The 14,241-nt window shown below is 73.2% G+C and carries 10 protein-coding genes; 7 read left to right on the top strand and 3 right to left on the bottom strand.

The window, feature by feature from the left end; all coding sequences use genetic code 11:
* Positions 1-26: 26 nt before the first annotated feature.
* The 3 genes from BCD48_RS36840 to BCD48_RS36850 all read right to left on the bottom strand — a co-directional run bounded on the left by BCD48_RS36840 (position 27) and on the right by BCD48_RS36850 (position 3,767).
* Complete coding sequence (locus BCD48_RS36840; RefSeq protein ID WP_071053025.1) at positions 27-1,331, bottom strand: glycosyltransferase family protein; 1,305 nt, start codon at positions 1,329-1,331, stop codon at positions 27-29.
* Positions 1,331-2,467, bottom strand: a complete 1,137-nt coding sequence (locus tag BCD48_RS36845; RefSeq protein ID WP_071053026.1) for an NAD-dependent epimerase/dehydratase family protein — start codon at positions 2,465-2,467, stop codon at positions 1,331-1,333. Before BCD48_RS36845 ends, BCD48_RS36840 begins: the two co-directional genes overlap by 1 nt.
* Before the next feature lie 169 nt (positions 2,468-2,636).
* A complete protein-coding gene (locus tag BCD48_RS36850) occupies positions 2,637-3,767 on the bottom strand; it encodes a DegT/DnrJ/EryC1/StrS family aminotransferase (protein WP_071053027.1) in 1,131 nt (376 codons plus the stop codon).
* Between the two features lie 1,179 nt (positions 3,768-4,946).
* On the opposite strand from BCD48_RS36850, the gene BCD48_RS36855 reads away from it, so the two are divergent.
* The 7 genes from BCD48_RS36855 to BCD48_RS36885 all read left to right on the top strand — a co-directional run bounded on the left by BCD48_RS36855 (position 4,947) and on the right by BCD48_RS36885 (position 14,030).
* On the top strand, positions 4,947-5,786 hold the full coding sequence (locus BCD48_RS36855; protein WP_071053053.1) for an amidohydrolase family protein: 840 nt from the start codon (positions 4,947-4,949) through the stop codon (positions 5,784-5,786).
* A gap of 480 nt (positions 5,787-6,266) precedes the next feature.
* Positions 6,267-6,776 carry an MSMEG_0572/Sll0783 family nitrogen starvation response protein gene (locus BCD48_RS36860; RefSeq protein WP_071053028.1) on the top strand — a complete coding sequence of 170 codons (510 nt, stop codon included), beginning with the start codon at positions 6,267-6,269 and terminating at the stop codon, positions 6,774-6,776.
* The gene (locus BCD48_RS36865) at positions 6,776-7,960 is read left to right on the top strand and encodes an MSMEG_0568 family radical SAM protein (protein ID WP_241842290.1); all 1,185 of its coding nucleotides are present in this window, start codon (positions 6,776-6,778) and stop codon (positions 7,958-7,960) included. Before BCD48_RS36860 ends, BCD48_RS36865 begins: the two co-directional genes overlap by 1 nt.
* Before the next feature lie 3 nt (positions 7,961-7,963).
* Entirely contained in the window at positions 7,964-9,778 is a 1,815-nt protein-coding gene (locus BCD48_RS36870; RefSeq protein ID WP_241842291.1) for an MSMEG_0567/sll0787 family protein, read from the top strand.
* Between the two features lie 34 nt (positions 9,779-9,812).
* The gene (locus tag BCD48_RS36875; protein ID WP_071053029.1) at positions 9,813-10,718 is read left to right on the top strand and encodes a carbon-nitrogen hydrolase family protein; all 906 of its coding nucleotides are present in this window, start codon (positions 9,813-9,815) and stop codon (positions 10,716-10,718) included.
* Between the two features lie 82 nt (positions 10,719-10,800).
* Complete coding sequence (locus BCD48_RS36880) at positions 10,801-12,864, top strand: NAD(P)-binding protein (RefSeq protein WP_071053030.1); 2,064 nt, start codon at positions 10,801-10,803, stop codon at positions 12,862-12,864.
* Positions 12,861-14,030 (top strand): MSMEG_0565 family glycosyltransferase, encoded by a 1,170-nt coding sequence (locus tag BCD48_RS36885; RefSeq protein WP_116271790.1) that lies wholly within the window; start codon positions 12,861-12,863, stop codon positions 14,028-14,030. Before BCD48_RS36880 ends, BCD48_RS36885 begins: the two co-directional genes overlap by 4 nt.
* Positions 14,031-14,241 lie beyond the last annotated feature (211 nt).

A 14,241-nucleotide genomic window follows, 5' to 3' on the forward strand; every position in this document is an offset into this window, starting at 1 on the left:
TACCGCCACCGTGCCAGTGCCCGTCCTCACCGGCCAGGCGTGAGGCCGACCTGGGCCAGGGCTATACCGAAGGCACGTTCCCAGTCCTCCGGGCCGCGCGCGATCCGTCGTATCGGTGGCTTCACCCGGTCGAGCGCCGCCAGCGCCGAGCGGGCGAGCGCGCGAGGGTCGCGCCCGGCGATCTCGGCGCCGCCCTTCTCCAGCTCACCCTGCAGGTTGTCGCGGCCGTGGCCCGGCACCACGTCGAGCAGCAGCAGATCGCGGCCGATCACGCGGGCCTCGCTGCAGGTGTCGCCGGACGAGGTCACCACCAGGTCGGCGGCGGCCATGAGCGCGGGGATGCGGTCGGTGAAGCCAAACGGGATGACCCGGTGCTCACGCTCGGCGAGCGCCGCGAGCTTGCGCGCCAGCTTCGCGTTATGGCCGGCCACGGCGAACACCCAGACGCCGGTGGCTGCCAGCGCCTCCGCCGCTTCGACCAGTGGGCCGAGCCCCCAGGATCCGGACATCAACAGCACGCATCGGCTTTCCAGCGGAATACCGAAGGCCAGCCGGGCATCACGCTGGGTTGGTGCCTCGTAGAACGGCGCGCGCACCGGAGCCGGCACGACGGCGACCTCGGCGGACGGGTGGAACCGGCGCACGTAGCGCACCGCTGTCTTTGAGGTCACCAGGTAGAGGTCGGTGTTCTGGTGCACCCACAACCGGTGCGGGCAGACGTCGGTACAGAACACGACGGTGACGAGGCCGGGGAAGTCGGGCTTGATCCGGCTCGTTGCCGCGGCGCCGGTGGCGAAAATGGAGATCACGAGGCTTACTGGCTCTGTAGTCAGCTCGTCCCGCATCCGCGGCACCAGGAAACGGCTGGAGACGGCATCGATACCGGTGGCGATCCGTCCGCCGGTACGCAGCTGGTTGAAGTGGAACGCGTCGTACAGGCCAGGAACACCGACCATCCCACGGAACACGGCCTCACCGATCCGGCCACCCGGGCCACCGAGCATCCGCAGGCTGTCCAACGTGCGCACCCGCATCTGCCGGGCCTCCAACGACACGGCGCACGCCTGCGCCATGACATGGTGGCCCATCCCGAGCGAACCGGTGAGAAGCAGCGCGCCGCCGCTCGGCCGAGGCCGAGTCGTCGGGACCGGGAGTCCGCCAGCCCCAGCCCAGGGCCCAGTGCCGGTGCCGGTGCCGGCGGCGCGCGCGGCACGGACCTGGGGATCGGGCGCCGTGGGCACGTCCTGGGGACGAAACGGAACGGTCGGGATCTGGGCCGGGTCGCCGGGGGCGCGAGCCAGACCGGGCCGCCGGCCCGGCTCGGTGGCCATCACCGCTCCCCCGACGCCGCGGGGACGCCGGTCGACCGGGCGGACGGCGCGGCCTCCTTACCGCCCTGCTCGGCCGCGGGCTTGCCACTCGCCGCGGCCGGGACGGTCGCCGAGGGCCGCGGCCGACTGGCCGGAGGCCGGGCCGCGGACGCCGGCGCGACGCCGTCCTCCCGGTTGCCTCGGTACCACTCGATGTACTGGCGGACGCCGTCCCGGAACACGGTGGTCGGCCGCCAGTCGAGCAGTCGCGCGGCCAGTTCGGCCGACACCTCCCTGCCCCGATAGTCGCCGGGCCTCGCGGGAACGTGTTCAATCTTGATGTCGGGGAAGTGAGCTCGGACAGCCTCGGCCATGTCGAGCACGCTTACCCGCTCGGCGCCCTCCAGCGCGATCGTCGCGTTCTCGGCCGCTGGCGTCGTCAACGCGCGGACATGCGCGTCAGCGAGGTCGCGGACGTACACGTAACGGCGGAACTGCTGCCCGTCGCCCGCGACTGTCAGCGGCTCGCCGGCCAGCGCGCGGGCCACGAACCGGGCGAGAACCAACTCGTCGCGCATCCCTGGCCCATAAGGAATGCCATAACGCAGGATCGTGAACGGTAGACCGTAGGTCTCCCGGTAGCTGTGCAGCAGCAGCTCCGCCGCGAGCTTGGTCGACGTGTAGACGTGCCCGGCCCGGTCCAGCTCGATGAACGCATCCTCCGTCAGTCCGCGGCCCTGGCCGCGGTCGGCGCCGGTGTCGGCTCCGGCGCGGCCGTCCGGAGCGTCGCCGGGCGTCTCGGGAACCGCGCCGTAGACCCAGACCGTGCTGGCGAACAGCACTCGGCGCAGGCCGCACCGGCGGGCCGCCTCGCAGACGTTGCCGGTGCCCTCGACGTTGAGCCGCACGGTGCCCACGGGGTCGGCAAAGGCGATGTCGACGTTCGACATGCCGGCGATGTGGAACACCGCGTCGCATCCGTCGAGGGCGGCGACCACCGCGTCCAGGTCGAGGACGTCGACCGCCTGGCCATCGGCGCGCGGGTCGGCGTTGCTCACGTCGAGGTCGAGCGCGCGAACCTCGTGGCCCGCGTCGAGCAGTCGGTCGACGACGTGTGCGCCGATGAATCCGGAACCGCCAGTAACCGCAACTCGCATGTCTGTGCTCCAAAGAGGAGGGCCGCCACGACGAGGAGACCGGCCGGGCCCACGCCGCCTGGACGGTCCGCGGGGCGGACGAGACGGACGATGAGGACTAACCGCCCGGGGCCGCCGCACGCCGATGCCGGCGGCCGCACGGCGGTCCCGGCCCGCCGGGCCGGGCTCGTCAGCCGGCCAGGGTCAGGGTCCGCAAGGCCGCCGAGAGGGCCGCCAGAACGTGGTCCGCCTCCTGGTCGGTCATGTCCGAATGAACGGGCAGGCAGATGTGTCGCGCACAGATGTCCTCGGCGACGGGCAGCGTTCCTCCGGCGTGCTCCCCGAAGACCGGCTGCTGGTGCAGCGGCGCCTCATAGACCTCGCCGGCCAGTCCGACGCCGTGCCTCTCCTTGAGCTCCTTGCGCAGCGAGGAACGGTCGACACCGGGCCAGGGAATCACGACGTACTTGTAATAGTTCGTGACGTCTCCCAGCGGGACCTGGATGCGCCGCACACCAGCGAGATCATCGATGGCCGCGTCATACCTGGCAGCAATCCGTGCACGGTTAGACAGGAACTCCGGCAACCGGCGAAGGTGTACGAGGCCGGTGACGGCGTGCAGCTCGCTCATCCGCCACGCATACCCCTCCCGGATGTGCACGTTGCCGAGAAAACCGGCCTTCCCCTGGTCACGGTAAAGGAGCGCCTCGTCCCGTACCCGTTCGTCGGCGGTGAGGATCATTCCACCCTCACCGCTGGTGATGACCTTCGTCGGGTAGAACGAGAACGCCGCGGCGGCGCCGAACGACCCGGCGTGCCGGCCCGCCCGGGTCGACCCGTGGGCGTGGGCCGCGTCCTCGACGAGTATCAGTCCACGCTCGGCGCACAATGCCTCGACGTCGCCGATGTCCTCCGGGATGAGGCCACCGATGTGCACGATGACGACGGCCTTGGTGTCCTTCGTCAGCGCGGCCTCGACGGTGGTCGCCGAAAGCGCGAGCGTGTCGGGGCCGACATCCGCGAACACCGGGCGCCCGCCCGCGCGCAGCACGGCGAAGGCGGTGGCCGCGAAGGTGTTGGTCGGCAGCACGACGTCCGCGCCGGCGACGCCGACGGCCCGGAGAATGATCTCCAGCGCGGCGGTCCCGCTGTTCACCGCGACGGCGAAGGGCGCACCGTGCGCGCGCGCGAAGGCGTCCTCGAACTCCCGGGTATATGCCCCGAGCGTGAGCTGCCCGCTGGCCAGGATCTCCGTCGCCGCCGCCGTGATCTGCGCCCGGTCAGCCTCGGAGAAGACGATTCTCGCCGCTGGAACCCGCACCCATTCCCCCTGTCTTCCCGATGGCGTCACCCGAAGCTCGGATGCTCATGGCCTTCCAGGCCTTTCCAGGCCCACACCCGCGGTGAGCAGGCGCGGCACTCCCGCGGCGCGGCGCCATCAGGGGCTCCGTAAGACACGACAAAAGCCACGGCGAAAGGACGGCCGCCGAGGCCAGTCGGCGGCGCGTCGTCGGCCGAAACCACTCGGCGGGCGTGCCAGCGGGCACCGGGGACCGGAAGCACTCGAACAGTCGGGTCAGCGACCGCCGTCGTCCGCGCCCTGATGTCGTCGACACCACCACCGTCAGCAGAACGTTAACCGCTCTCGGCCAATCCGGCCTGCCGTATCCGGAGAACGAGATCCGAATACTTCCCGTCCCGCCACCCATCAGCACCGTGTGTTCCCGCCTTCTCCCCAATCGGCTGCCCCCCATCCCCGCCCAGCCCACCCCACCACCGGCGAGCACACCCCGATTCCGCCCACCCCCGCCGCGGCCCCAGAAGTCCGGCGAACCACCCATCCGGCGGGCTTGACCTGGGTAGTCCGCATTGGGGCCGGTAGCGGGCTGTGAAGACGGCGAGAGAAGCGAGCACGGCCGGCGTGTCCCGTGGGGCCGATCCGTGAGGTGCGGGGAACGCGGGGCCGGGGAACGCGGCGCGCCGCAAACGGACGTCCAGGAGTCGGCGTGCCTACAGGCAACGTATCCAGCGGATCGGTCTACCCGTGGCGCGGACGGGCACCGCCGATGCGGATCAGATCCATGAACAACGCGGACGGCGCGGAACCATGACGCGGCGAGAAAGTCGACCTCAAGGATCGGCGAAAGCGCGGTCCCGGGCAGGCAGTCCATGCAAATGTGGACACCCCGGCGTCCGTTACTCCTGGCGTACGGGGGGAACGCAGGAGGTGCGACCGTCGGGGTGTGACATGAGCCTACGTCCCCCGCTTGTTCGGTTGGGAGGGGACCAAAGTCCCGGCTTTGACCTCTAGCTCGCCGCGCGTCGTCTACGCTCCGAACATTTAACGTGACTCTCAGGCGTCACTCATTCCAAAACCCGAGCTCACTGCCTGGAAGCCGGCCGCACGGAACCGCCCGGAGCCACCCACGCCCGACAAGACCGTGTGTGACTGTGTCGGATCTGTTGCACGGCGGAAACGACCGGATGCTTCACTGTGGCCGTGCCGCTGCGAGAAGTACACGACGCGCACCGTCATCTCGGCGTCCTGCCCGCCTTTGGCTTCTATGGGGGACCGCCGGTAACGCCGGACCTCGGCGCGCGAGCGACCATCGCCGAGCTCAGGGCCGACCTGGACCGGGAGGGCACCGCCAGAACCCTCGTGATCCCGAACTACGGCGTTCCCGACGTCGGCGTCACATTCGGCTTCAACGAGCTGTGCCTCGAGGCCGCTCAGGCCGACGACCGGATCCGCGCGGGCCTGTGGGTCTCACCTCGGCCGGCGGACGCGGAGTTGACCGAGAAGGCGCTGTCGCTCGCTGGCGAGCCGGGCGTCGTCGCCCTGAAGCTGAGCTTTCTGCTCGGCGGACGAGCCGACGCCGCCGAGTGCGCGCCCCAGCTCGACGCCATCTTCGCGACGGCCGCGGCCCACGACCTGGTGGTGCATGTCCATACGTCGCCGGGCGCGGCGTCCGACATCGACCTGGTCGGGCTCCTGGTCGACCGGTACGCCGACAACGTCCGCATCCACCTTGTCCACCTCGGTGGTGGGGTGAGCGGGCACATCAAGCTGATCGGCGGCCGGTTCTTCGACTGGATCGCGAGCGGCAAGCGGGTCTACACCGACACCAGCTGGGCGGTGGGTTTCGCGCCCCGCTGGCTTGCCGCCGAGATCGAACGCCGTGGCGTCGGCCACGACCGGCTCCTGTTCGCCAGCGACGAGCCGTGGGGCGACCACCCCGGTGAGCTCGCCCGACTCGCGGCGGCGGTCGGCGACGGCGAGCTGGCCCGCCACGTCTTCATGGACAACTTCGCGTCCCTGTACGGATCGGGCGTGACCTGACCGGCGGCCCGCCGCCATCGCGCGGCCGGCCCGGCCGCGCCCGACGGATGCCCCAGGCGGCCAACCCGCCGGCGCCACAGCGAAAAACGCCGGGCGACCCGGAGATTAGGCCCACAGCGGGGCCACAGACCGACGGGCGCCGCCCGCCCACAGTGGAACCGTGCCAGCCGGACCAGACCCGTTCAGACCACCGAGAACCCGACCATGCCACGGCCTCTCGCCCGGGGTTCCTGCCGGATCGGCGGCAGGGTCCCTGCCGGATCCGGGGTCCCTGCCCGATTGGCGAAGCCGATCGGGGAGGTCTGGGAGCCGATCTGGGAGGTAAGCGAGCTGGGAGGTAAGCGAGCTGGGAGGTCGTCAACACCGAGGCGACGGCCACGGCGGCAGAGATCCGCCCGCCGCCAGAGACGTCATGACCAGCACCAGAAGGACCCGGAAGCCAGGCAACGCGCGGATGCGCAGAGAGGAGTCGCCGCCCCGATGGAGCTGACCGAGCTGGAGCAGCAGAGTCTGACCGAGGTCCCCCACCCGTCGCTGCCGCCCGGCAGCAACCTCTACGGCTCGACGAAGATCTTCCCGGATTACCAGGCCGAGAACGGCGAGTGCTACCTGACTCTGATCCACGGCATCGCGCACGAGTCGTCGGTCAGCTTCGTGGCGATCCTGCAGGCGACCCGCGCGCTGAGGAAGGGCTTCGAATCGGTCATCTACTTCTATGGCCCCGGCGCGATGAACGCGATGGCCACCCGCGGCTTCCCGCGCACCGGCGACTCGGCCTTCGCTGGCGAGCACAACATCAACAACCAGCTGGAGACCTTCATCAAGGAGGGCGGGAAGGTCTACGTCTGCCGGTTCGGCCTCTCGCTGCACGGCCTGCGCGAAGAGGACCTGATCGACGGCGCGATCCCGGCGCACCCGCTCGACATCCAGGACTGCGTGATCCATTACGCACGCAAGGGCGCGATCATCAACTCGACCTACATGTTCTGATGACGCCGCCGCCCGCCCCCGCCGAGGCGACCGGCACGAGCGCCCCCGGGTCCGGCACCACCGCGACCGGCGGCGGCAAGGTCCAGGGCCAGGGCCCGCGCCTCGACCTGAGCCAGGCCGCGAGGCCCGGCGCGAGCCTGGAGACGAGGATCGGCCTGGCCGTGCAAGGCGTCCGGCTCACAGCGCCGGTGCGCCGCACCGCCGGCGCCGGGCCGAGCGACGACGGCCACGTGGTGCTTGGGGGCCGGGGCGCGGCACTGCCGATCGTCGCGACCAGCCGGTACGAGGTGAACGCCGGACGGCTGCTCTACGACGGCACGGACCTCGGCGTGCCCGTCGAGCCGGTGCGCCGGCCGCGGTTCTACGACCTGGTCACCGCGGACGGCGTCCCGTACGAGCAGATCGCCCGGCTGCACGGCGCCGACGTACTCGCGACCACCGTGCTGCAGACCTGCGTGCGCTACCAGGAGCCGGACCGATGCCGGTTCTGCGCCATCGAGGAGTCGTTGCGGTCCGGGGCTACGACCCGGCTGAAGACGCCGGCGCAGCTTGCCGAGGTCGCCAGGGCCGCTGTCCAGCTCGACGGGGTGCGCCAGATGGTGATGACGACGGGCAGCACCGCCGCGCCCGACCGCGGCGCCCGGCTGCTCGCCGAGGCGACCAGGGCCGTGCTCGCGGCCGTGCCCGGCCTGCCCGTTCAGGTCCAGTGCGAGCCGCCGGGCGACCTCGCCGTGCTTTCCGAGCTCCGGGCCGCGGGGGCGAGCGCGATCGGGATCCACATCGAGTCGCTGGACGACGCCGTCCGCGCCCGCTGGACGCCGGGTAAGGCGACCGTCCCGCTGGCCGCCTATGAGGCGGCGTGGGCCGAGGCGGTCCGCGTCTTCGGGCGCAACCGGGTGTCGACATACCTGCTCGTCGGCCTCGGTGAGGACCCGGACGAGCTGGTCGTCGGCGCCGAGCGACTGATCGGCATGGGTGTCTACCCGTTCGTCGTCCCGTTCCGCCCGCTGGGCGGGACGCTGGCCGCCCGCGACGGCGCTCGCGCGCCGGATGCGGGCGTCGTGGCCGACGTGACGCGCCGGGTCGCGGCGGCGCTGCGCGCCGCCGGGATGCGCGGCGCCGACCAGGGCGCTGGCTGCGCCGCCTGCGGTGCCTGTTCGGCACTGCCCGAGGCAGGAGGCTGACCCATGGCAGGTGACTCCGCGACCGGTTGTGGCTGCGGGTGCGAGGCGTTCACGAAGACCATGGGCGGGCGCCGCGAACCGCAGACCAGGCCTCCCGGCTCGGCGGCTCCGGCCCGGCCGGAGCCCCGGACGCTGACGATCGGACCGGTGAACGGCGCGCGCGGCCGCGGCTCCACCGCCGCGGTGGCGTCGACGAGCCTCAGCCACACCGATGTCGAGCCCGCCCGGCACCCGCCCGAGACCGCCGGCAAGGCGCCCGGGGATGCCCCCGACCAGGGCAACGCGGCCCTCCCGCGACTGGAGGCGGCCCGTCAACCGCCCGAGCGGACCGGTGGGGCCGGGCCGGCGCTGCTCACGGCGAACCCATACCCGATCCGGCCGCCGCGTCCGGTGGACACGCTCGCGGTCTGGGGCGATCCCGGCACGCTGCTGCGCCGCCCTCGGTACCTGGTCGAACAGGCGCGGGATCCAGCCACGATCGCCGCGTACCGGCGCCTGCGCCGGGCGGTCTTCGTCGACGAGCAGGGCATGTTCGACGACGGGCCGGTGGGGGATCTCGACGAGGCCGACGAGGACCCGCGCACCGTCGTGCTGGTGGCCCGCAGCCTGGACAGACCGGGCGACGGCGAGGTGGGCGAGGTGATCGGCGGGGTGCGGCTTGGCCCGGCACCTGCCTGGAGCGGCGACGACATCGGCTGGTGGCACGGTGGGCGGCTGGCTGTGGCCGCCCATGCCCGCGAGCGCTACGCCGGCGTCGGTGGCGCGCTGGTCCGAGCGGCGTGCGCCCACGCCGAGGCGGCCGGCGCGCTGCGCTTCGACGCGACGGTCCAGCCGAGCCGGGAGCGGTTCTTCGGCCGGCTCGGGTGGATGACGGTCGGCCCGACCACGGTGCGCGGCGCGCCGCACGTGCTGATGCGCTGGCCGATCGACCGGGTCGCGATGCTCGCCGCGACCACCAAGGCGCCGCTGGGCGCGCTGCTCGGTGCCCTGCGCCCCGGCGGAGCCGGCTTCGTCGGCGACGACGGCGCACCCGTGCCCGGTACCGGCCTGGTCGCGGCCTGCGACGCGATCCTGCCGACGATGGTGGACCGGGACCCGTTCTGGGCCGGCTGGTGCGGGGTGCTGGTCAACCTCAACGACCTCGCGGCGATGGGGGCCAAACCGCTCGGCATGCTGGACGCGGTGGCCGGGCCGACGGTATCGCGGGTGAGCCGGGTACTCGCCGGCCTGCGCGCCGCCGCCGACGGCTTCGGCGTGCCGATCCTCGGCGGCCACACCCAGCTCGGGATGCCCTCGGCGCTCGCGGTCACCGCGATCGGGCACACCGACGCGCCGATCCGCTCGGGCGCCGGCCTGCCCGGCCATGCCGTCACCGTGACGGCCGACCTCGCCGGGCGATGGCGGCCGGGCTACACCGGCCGCCAGTGGGACTCGACGTCGGGCCGGCGCACCGCCGAGCTGCGCGCGATGCTCTCGCTGACGGGGCGTCACCGGCCGGTGGCCGCCAAGGACGTGAGCATGGCCGGCGTCGTCGGCACGCTGGGCATGCTCGCCGAGTCCAGCGGCTGCGCGGCCGAGCTGGATGTGGCCGCGGTGCCACGGCCGGCCGGAGTGGCGGCCGGAGACTGGCTGACCTGCTTCCCGGGCTTCGCGATGGTCACGGCGGATGTCGAGGGCCGGCAGATGCCCACGAGCTCGCCGGCGGTCTCGGCCCGTTGCGGTCGGCTGCTGTCCGGCAGCGGCGTCTCGCTGCGGTGGCCGGACGGGCTGTGCACTCCCGTCCTCAGCGGCCACGTGACCGGAATGGGCCCGGCATGAGCAAACTGAATAGTGGAGAGCTCGAGGGATAGTCATGGCCGTCGTCACCATCGCCGTCGTGTCAGACTCGTTCGGGCGAGACCTGGACGAGTGCATGCGTACGGTCGCCCAGCACATCGAGACGGCCAGGGCCCGCGGCGCCCAGTTACTGGTGCTGCCCGAGGCGGCGCTCGGCGGGTACCTGCTGGAGCTCACGTCAGACGCCGACCCGGGGCCCGTCGGCAGCGCGCCGCTGCTCGACCCGGACGGCCCGGAGATCGCTCGCCTCGTCGATCTGGCTGGCGACATGGTCGTCTGCATCGGCTACTCCGAGCGAGCCGGCCACCACCGTTACAACAGCGCGGTCTGCGTCGGCGGCGGCGCGGTGCTCGGCCGGCATCGCAAGGTGCATCTGCCGCTGGGCGAGGTGGCGTCCTACGAAGCTGGCGACCAGTTCCGCGCCTTCGACACCCCGATCGGCCGGATCGGGATGCTCGTCTGCTACGACAAGGCGTTTCCCGAGTCGGCGCGCAGCCTCGCGCTCGCCGGAGCGGAGATCATCGTATGCCTGTCGGCCTGGCCGATGTCACGTACACACCCATCCGACGACCTGGCCCTGGACCGGTGGCGCTACCGCTTCGACGTCTACGACGAGGTGCGCGCGCTGGAGAACCAGGTCGTCTGGGTGTCGGCGAACCAGGTCGGGCAGTTCGGGTCGTTGACCTTCGTCGGAAACTCCAAGATCGTGCACGCGAACGGTACCGTGCTCGCGGCGACCGGCGACGACCCAGGGATGGCCATGGCTCACGTGGACGTCGAGGAAGCTCTGCACGTCGCCCGCCGAAGCATGAACCACCTGCGCGACCGGCGCCCGGAGGCCTACGACATCCAGTGCCTGCTCGCCGGCGAGCCGACGATGCGCCAGCCCTTCGCTCGCGTCCCACCGGCTCGCACCGGCTGACCCGCGCGCGACGCGACGGGGCGCCGGTCCGGGACCCCTAGACGGCCCACGGCCGCCGCAGCTACCAAGGAGCGAGACCGCCATGTCCCCAGCGGCCACCGAGCGCGTCGTCATCGTCGGCGCCGGCGCGGCCGGCCTGCTGGCCGCCGTGCTGCTCGCCCGCGCGGGCCGCCAGGTGCTGGTCGTCGACCGCGACCCCGCGGCGGCCGGCTGGCCCGGCCCGGCCGCGCCAGGCGCCGCCGAGGTCCGGGCGGACCCGAGGGCCGTCCTCCCGCGGGCGGGCGTGCCGCAGGCGCGGCACTCGCACGCCTTTCTCGCCCGGTTCCGCGCGCTGCTCGCGACGCGGACGCCCGATCTGCTGGACGCGCTGCTCGCCGTCGGCGCGCGCGAGATCCGGATCACCGAGACCGCCCCGCCGGAGATCCGCGCCGCTCTCGCCGCCGGCCCCACGGCTCTCGCCGCCCTCGCGGACCTCGCCGCCCCCTCCGGCCCGGCGGATCCGGCCGGCCGGTCCGGCGTGGTCGGCGGCGAGGTCCCTGCCTGGCTCGCCGGGAACCCCGACGAACTGATCGTTCTCGGCTGCAGGCGAGCGCTGCTCGACGCGACGCTGCGGGCAGCGGCGCTGACCGAGCCGGGTGTGACGATCCAGGGCGGCCGGCGCGTCGCCGGACTGGTGACCACACCCGCCGGCCCGTCCGCGCCGGGCGGCCACGGCGGTGTGCCGTGGGTACGCGGGGTGCGGTTCGACGACGGCGCCACAGTCGAGGCCGACCTGGTGGTCGACGCCGGCGGGCGGCTCTCGCCGGTGCACGAGCTGCTCACGGCGGCCGGCGCGCCGCCGCCGCCCGAGCTCGCCGTCCCCTGCGGGATCACCTACTACTCCCGCTTCTACGCGCGCGGCGGCGACCACTCGTTCGCCACCGAGCTCAACCGGGGCCATACCGTCGGCGCCTCCTTCGACCGCTACTCCTGTCTGGTCTTCCCGGCCGACAACGACACGTTCTCGGTGACCTTCGGGGTCCTGCCCGAGGACACCGAGATGCGGGTGCTGCGCCACGACGCCGCCTTCGACGCGGCGGTCCGGGCGATCGGCCTGGTCGCGCCCTGGCTGGAGGGCAGTCGACCTACCGGATCGCCGACCTCCCAGATCGCTGACCTCCCAGATCGGCTTCCGGACCTCCCAGATCGGCTCCGCAGGCTCCGCCAATCCGGCAGGAACCCCGAATCGGGCAGGGACCCCGGATCCGGCAGGAACCCTGCCGCCGATCGGGCAGGAACCCGGCCGCCGATCCGGCAGGGGCCCTGGGCCGCCGACGCCGACGCCGACGGCACGGGACACTCGGGCCCCGCCGGTCGCGCCCCGGACCGGACCCCCGTAGGCACGGTGGTGCCACTGGGGCCGGTCGCCGCGATGGCTGGGCTGCACAACCGGTTCCGGCCGTTGGTCGCCGACGGGCGGCCGGCGGCGCTCGGCGTGCTGGCCATCGGAGACGCGGCGCTGATCACGAACCCGGCGCACACCCGCGGGACGACGCTCGCCGCGCTCAGCGCCTCCTGGCTGGTGGACGCCGTCACCGCGACGCGTGACCCAGGCGAGCGCGCACTGCGGCTGGATGCCGCGCTGCGCGCGGAGGGTCTGCCCTGGTACCACGACTCCTGCGCGCAGGACGCCGCCCGCCTGGCCCGCTGGCGGCAGCCCCCGCAGCCGGCTCAGCCGACCTCACCGGCTCGGCCGACTCCACCGGCGCAGAGGCGGCCGGACGAGCCGGAGGCCGTGACGAACAGCGAGGCTTTCCTCGCCGCCGGGCGCGACCCGGTCATCTGGCACGCGTTCGCCCGGCTGCAGAACCTGCTCGCGATGCCGGCGGACCTGCTCGCCCACCCGGACTTCGTCGCGCGAGTCCGCGCCGTCCAGGCGTCCGGCTGGCACCCACCGCAGGTGGCGGGACCGAGCCACGACGAGCTGGTGGCGACCGCCCAGGCGGCGCTGGCCCGGTCCGGTGACGACGGCGGGGCCGGGACCTCCAGCGCCGCCGGCCCGCCACCAGACCTCCCGGATCGGCTTGGCCGACCCGGGAAGGAACCCGGGCTCCGCCGACCTGCCAGGGACCCAGTCGCCGATCGGGGAGGAGAGCCGACGCCGTGACCAGCGCCAGCCGGTCTCGCCTGCTTCGGATCGCGCTGCTGACGTACTCGACCAAGGCGCGCGGCGGGGTGGTCGCGACGCTGTGCCTCGCGGAAGCGCTCGCCCGCGCCGGCCACCGGGTGGATGTGTGGACGCTCGCTCGCGGCGGCGACGCGGGCTTCTTCCGCCCCGTCGACCCCGCGGTCCGGGTGCGCGCGGTGCCGTTCCCCGACCGGGCGGGCGAGACCGTCGGGGAGCGGGTGCTGCGCTCGATCGACGTGCTCGGCGCGGCCTTCCCGGCCTACGCCGGCACGGCCCCCGGCCCGGGCTTGGGCTCGGAAGGCCACGCGAGCGCCGAGGGGTACGACGTCGTGCACGCGCAGGACTGCATCAGCGCCAACGCCGTCCCCGACTGCGTACGCACCGTCCATCACCTCGACAGCTTCACCACGCCCGAACTGGTCGCCTGCCACGAGCGGGCGCTGCGCCGGCCGTACGCGCACGTCTGCGTGTCGGCGGCGGTCGCGGCGGAGCTCGCCGAGGGCTGGGGCATCACCGCGACGGTGATCCCAAACGGTGTCGAGGCCGGCCGGTTCGCCGCCGCGGCGGGGGAAGACCCGACCGCGCGGGCGGCCCGCGCCGCGTGGCGCGACCGGCTCGGCCGGTACGTGCTCGCGGTCGGCGGCATAGAACCTCGCAAGGGCACCCGCGACCTTGTCGAGGCGATGGCGCTCCTGCGCCCGGTCGCCACACCGGCCCTGGTGATCGCGGGTGGGGAGACTCTGTTCGACTACCGCGCCTACCGGGCCGAGGTGCTGGCGCGGGCGGCGGAGCTGGGCGTGGAGCCGGTGCTGCTCGGGTCCGTGCCGCACGCCGATCTGCCCCCGCTGGTCGCCGCGGCCGACGCCTTCGCCTTCCCGTCCGTCAAGGAGGGCTTCGGTCTCGCGGCGATGGAGGCGCTCGCCGCCGGGGTTCCCGTGGTGACCAGGGACCTCCCGGTGCTGCGCGAGGTGTTCGCCGGCGCCGTCCGCTTCGCCGCGACCCCGGCGGACCTGGCCGCCGAGCTCGGCGCCGCCCTCGCGGCGCCAGACCGGGCCGGCCGCGCCGCCGGCGCGATGCTCGCGGCGCGGCACAGCTGGGATCAGGCTGCGGCCGCCCACGTGAATCTCTACCTCGGGCTGATGTGATGACGGAGGGTTCCCCGCCGTGCCCCGGCCGAACGGCACCGGCCCGGGCGTAGGGGCCGCCGGCTGCCGGGCTGACCAGCCCGGCAGCCGGCGGGCAGAAGAACGACAGTCCTGATCAGCTTCTCGGTCGGGTTGACCATGTCTTGTCGGCGTTACGCTGGCCAGGCAGGATAGGTCGGTCCGACTACACCAGGACCACGGGCCACAGGCC

It is taken from the genome of Pseudofrankia coriaricola (assembly GCF_001854805.1).
Taxonomy (GTDB): Bacteria; Actinomycetota; Actinomycetes; order Frankiales; family Frankiaceae; genus Pseudofrankia.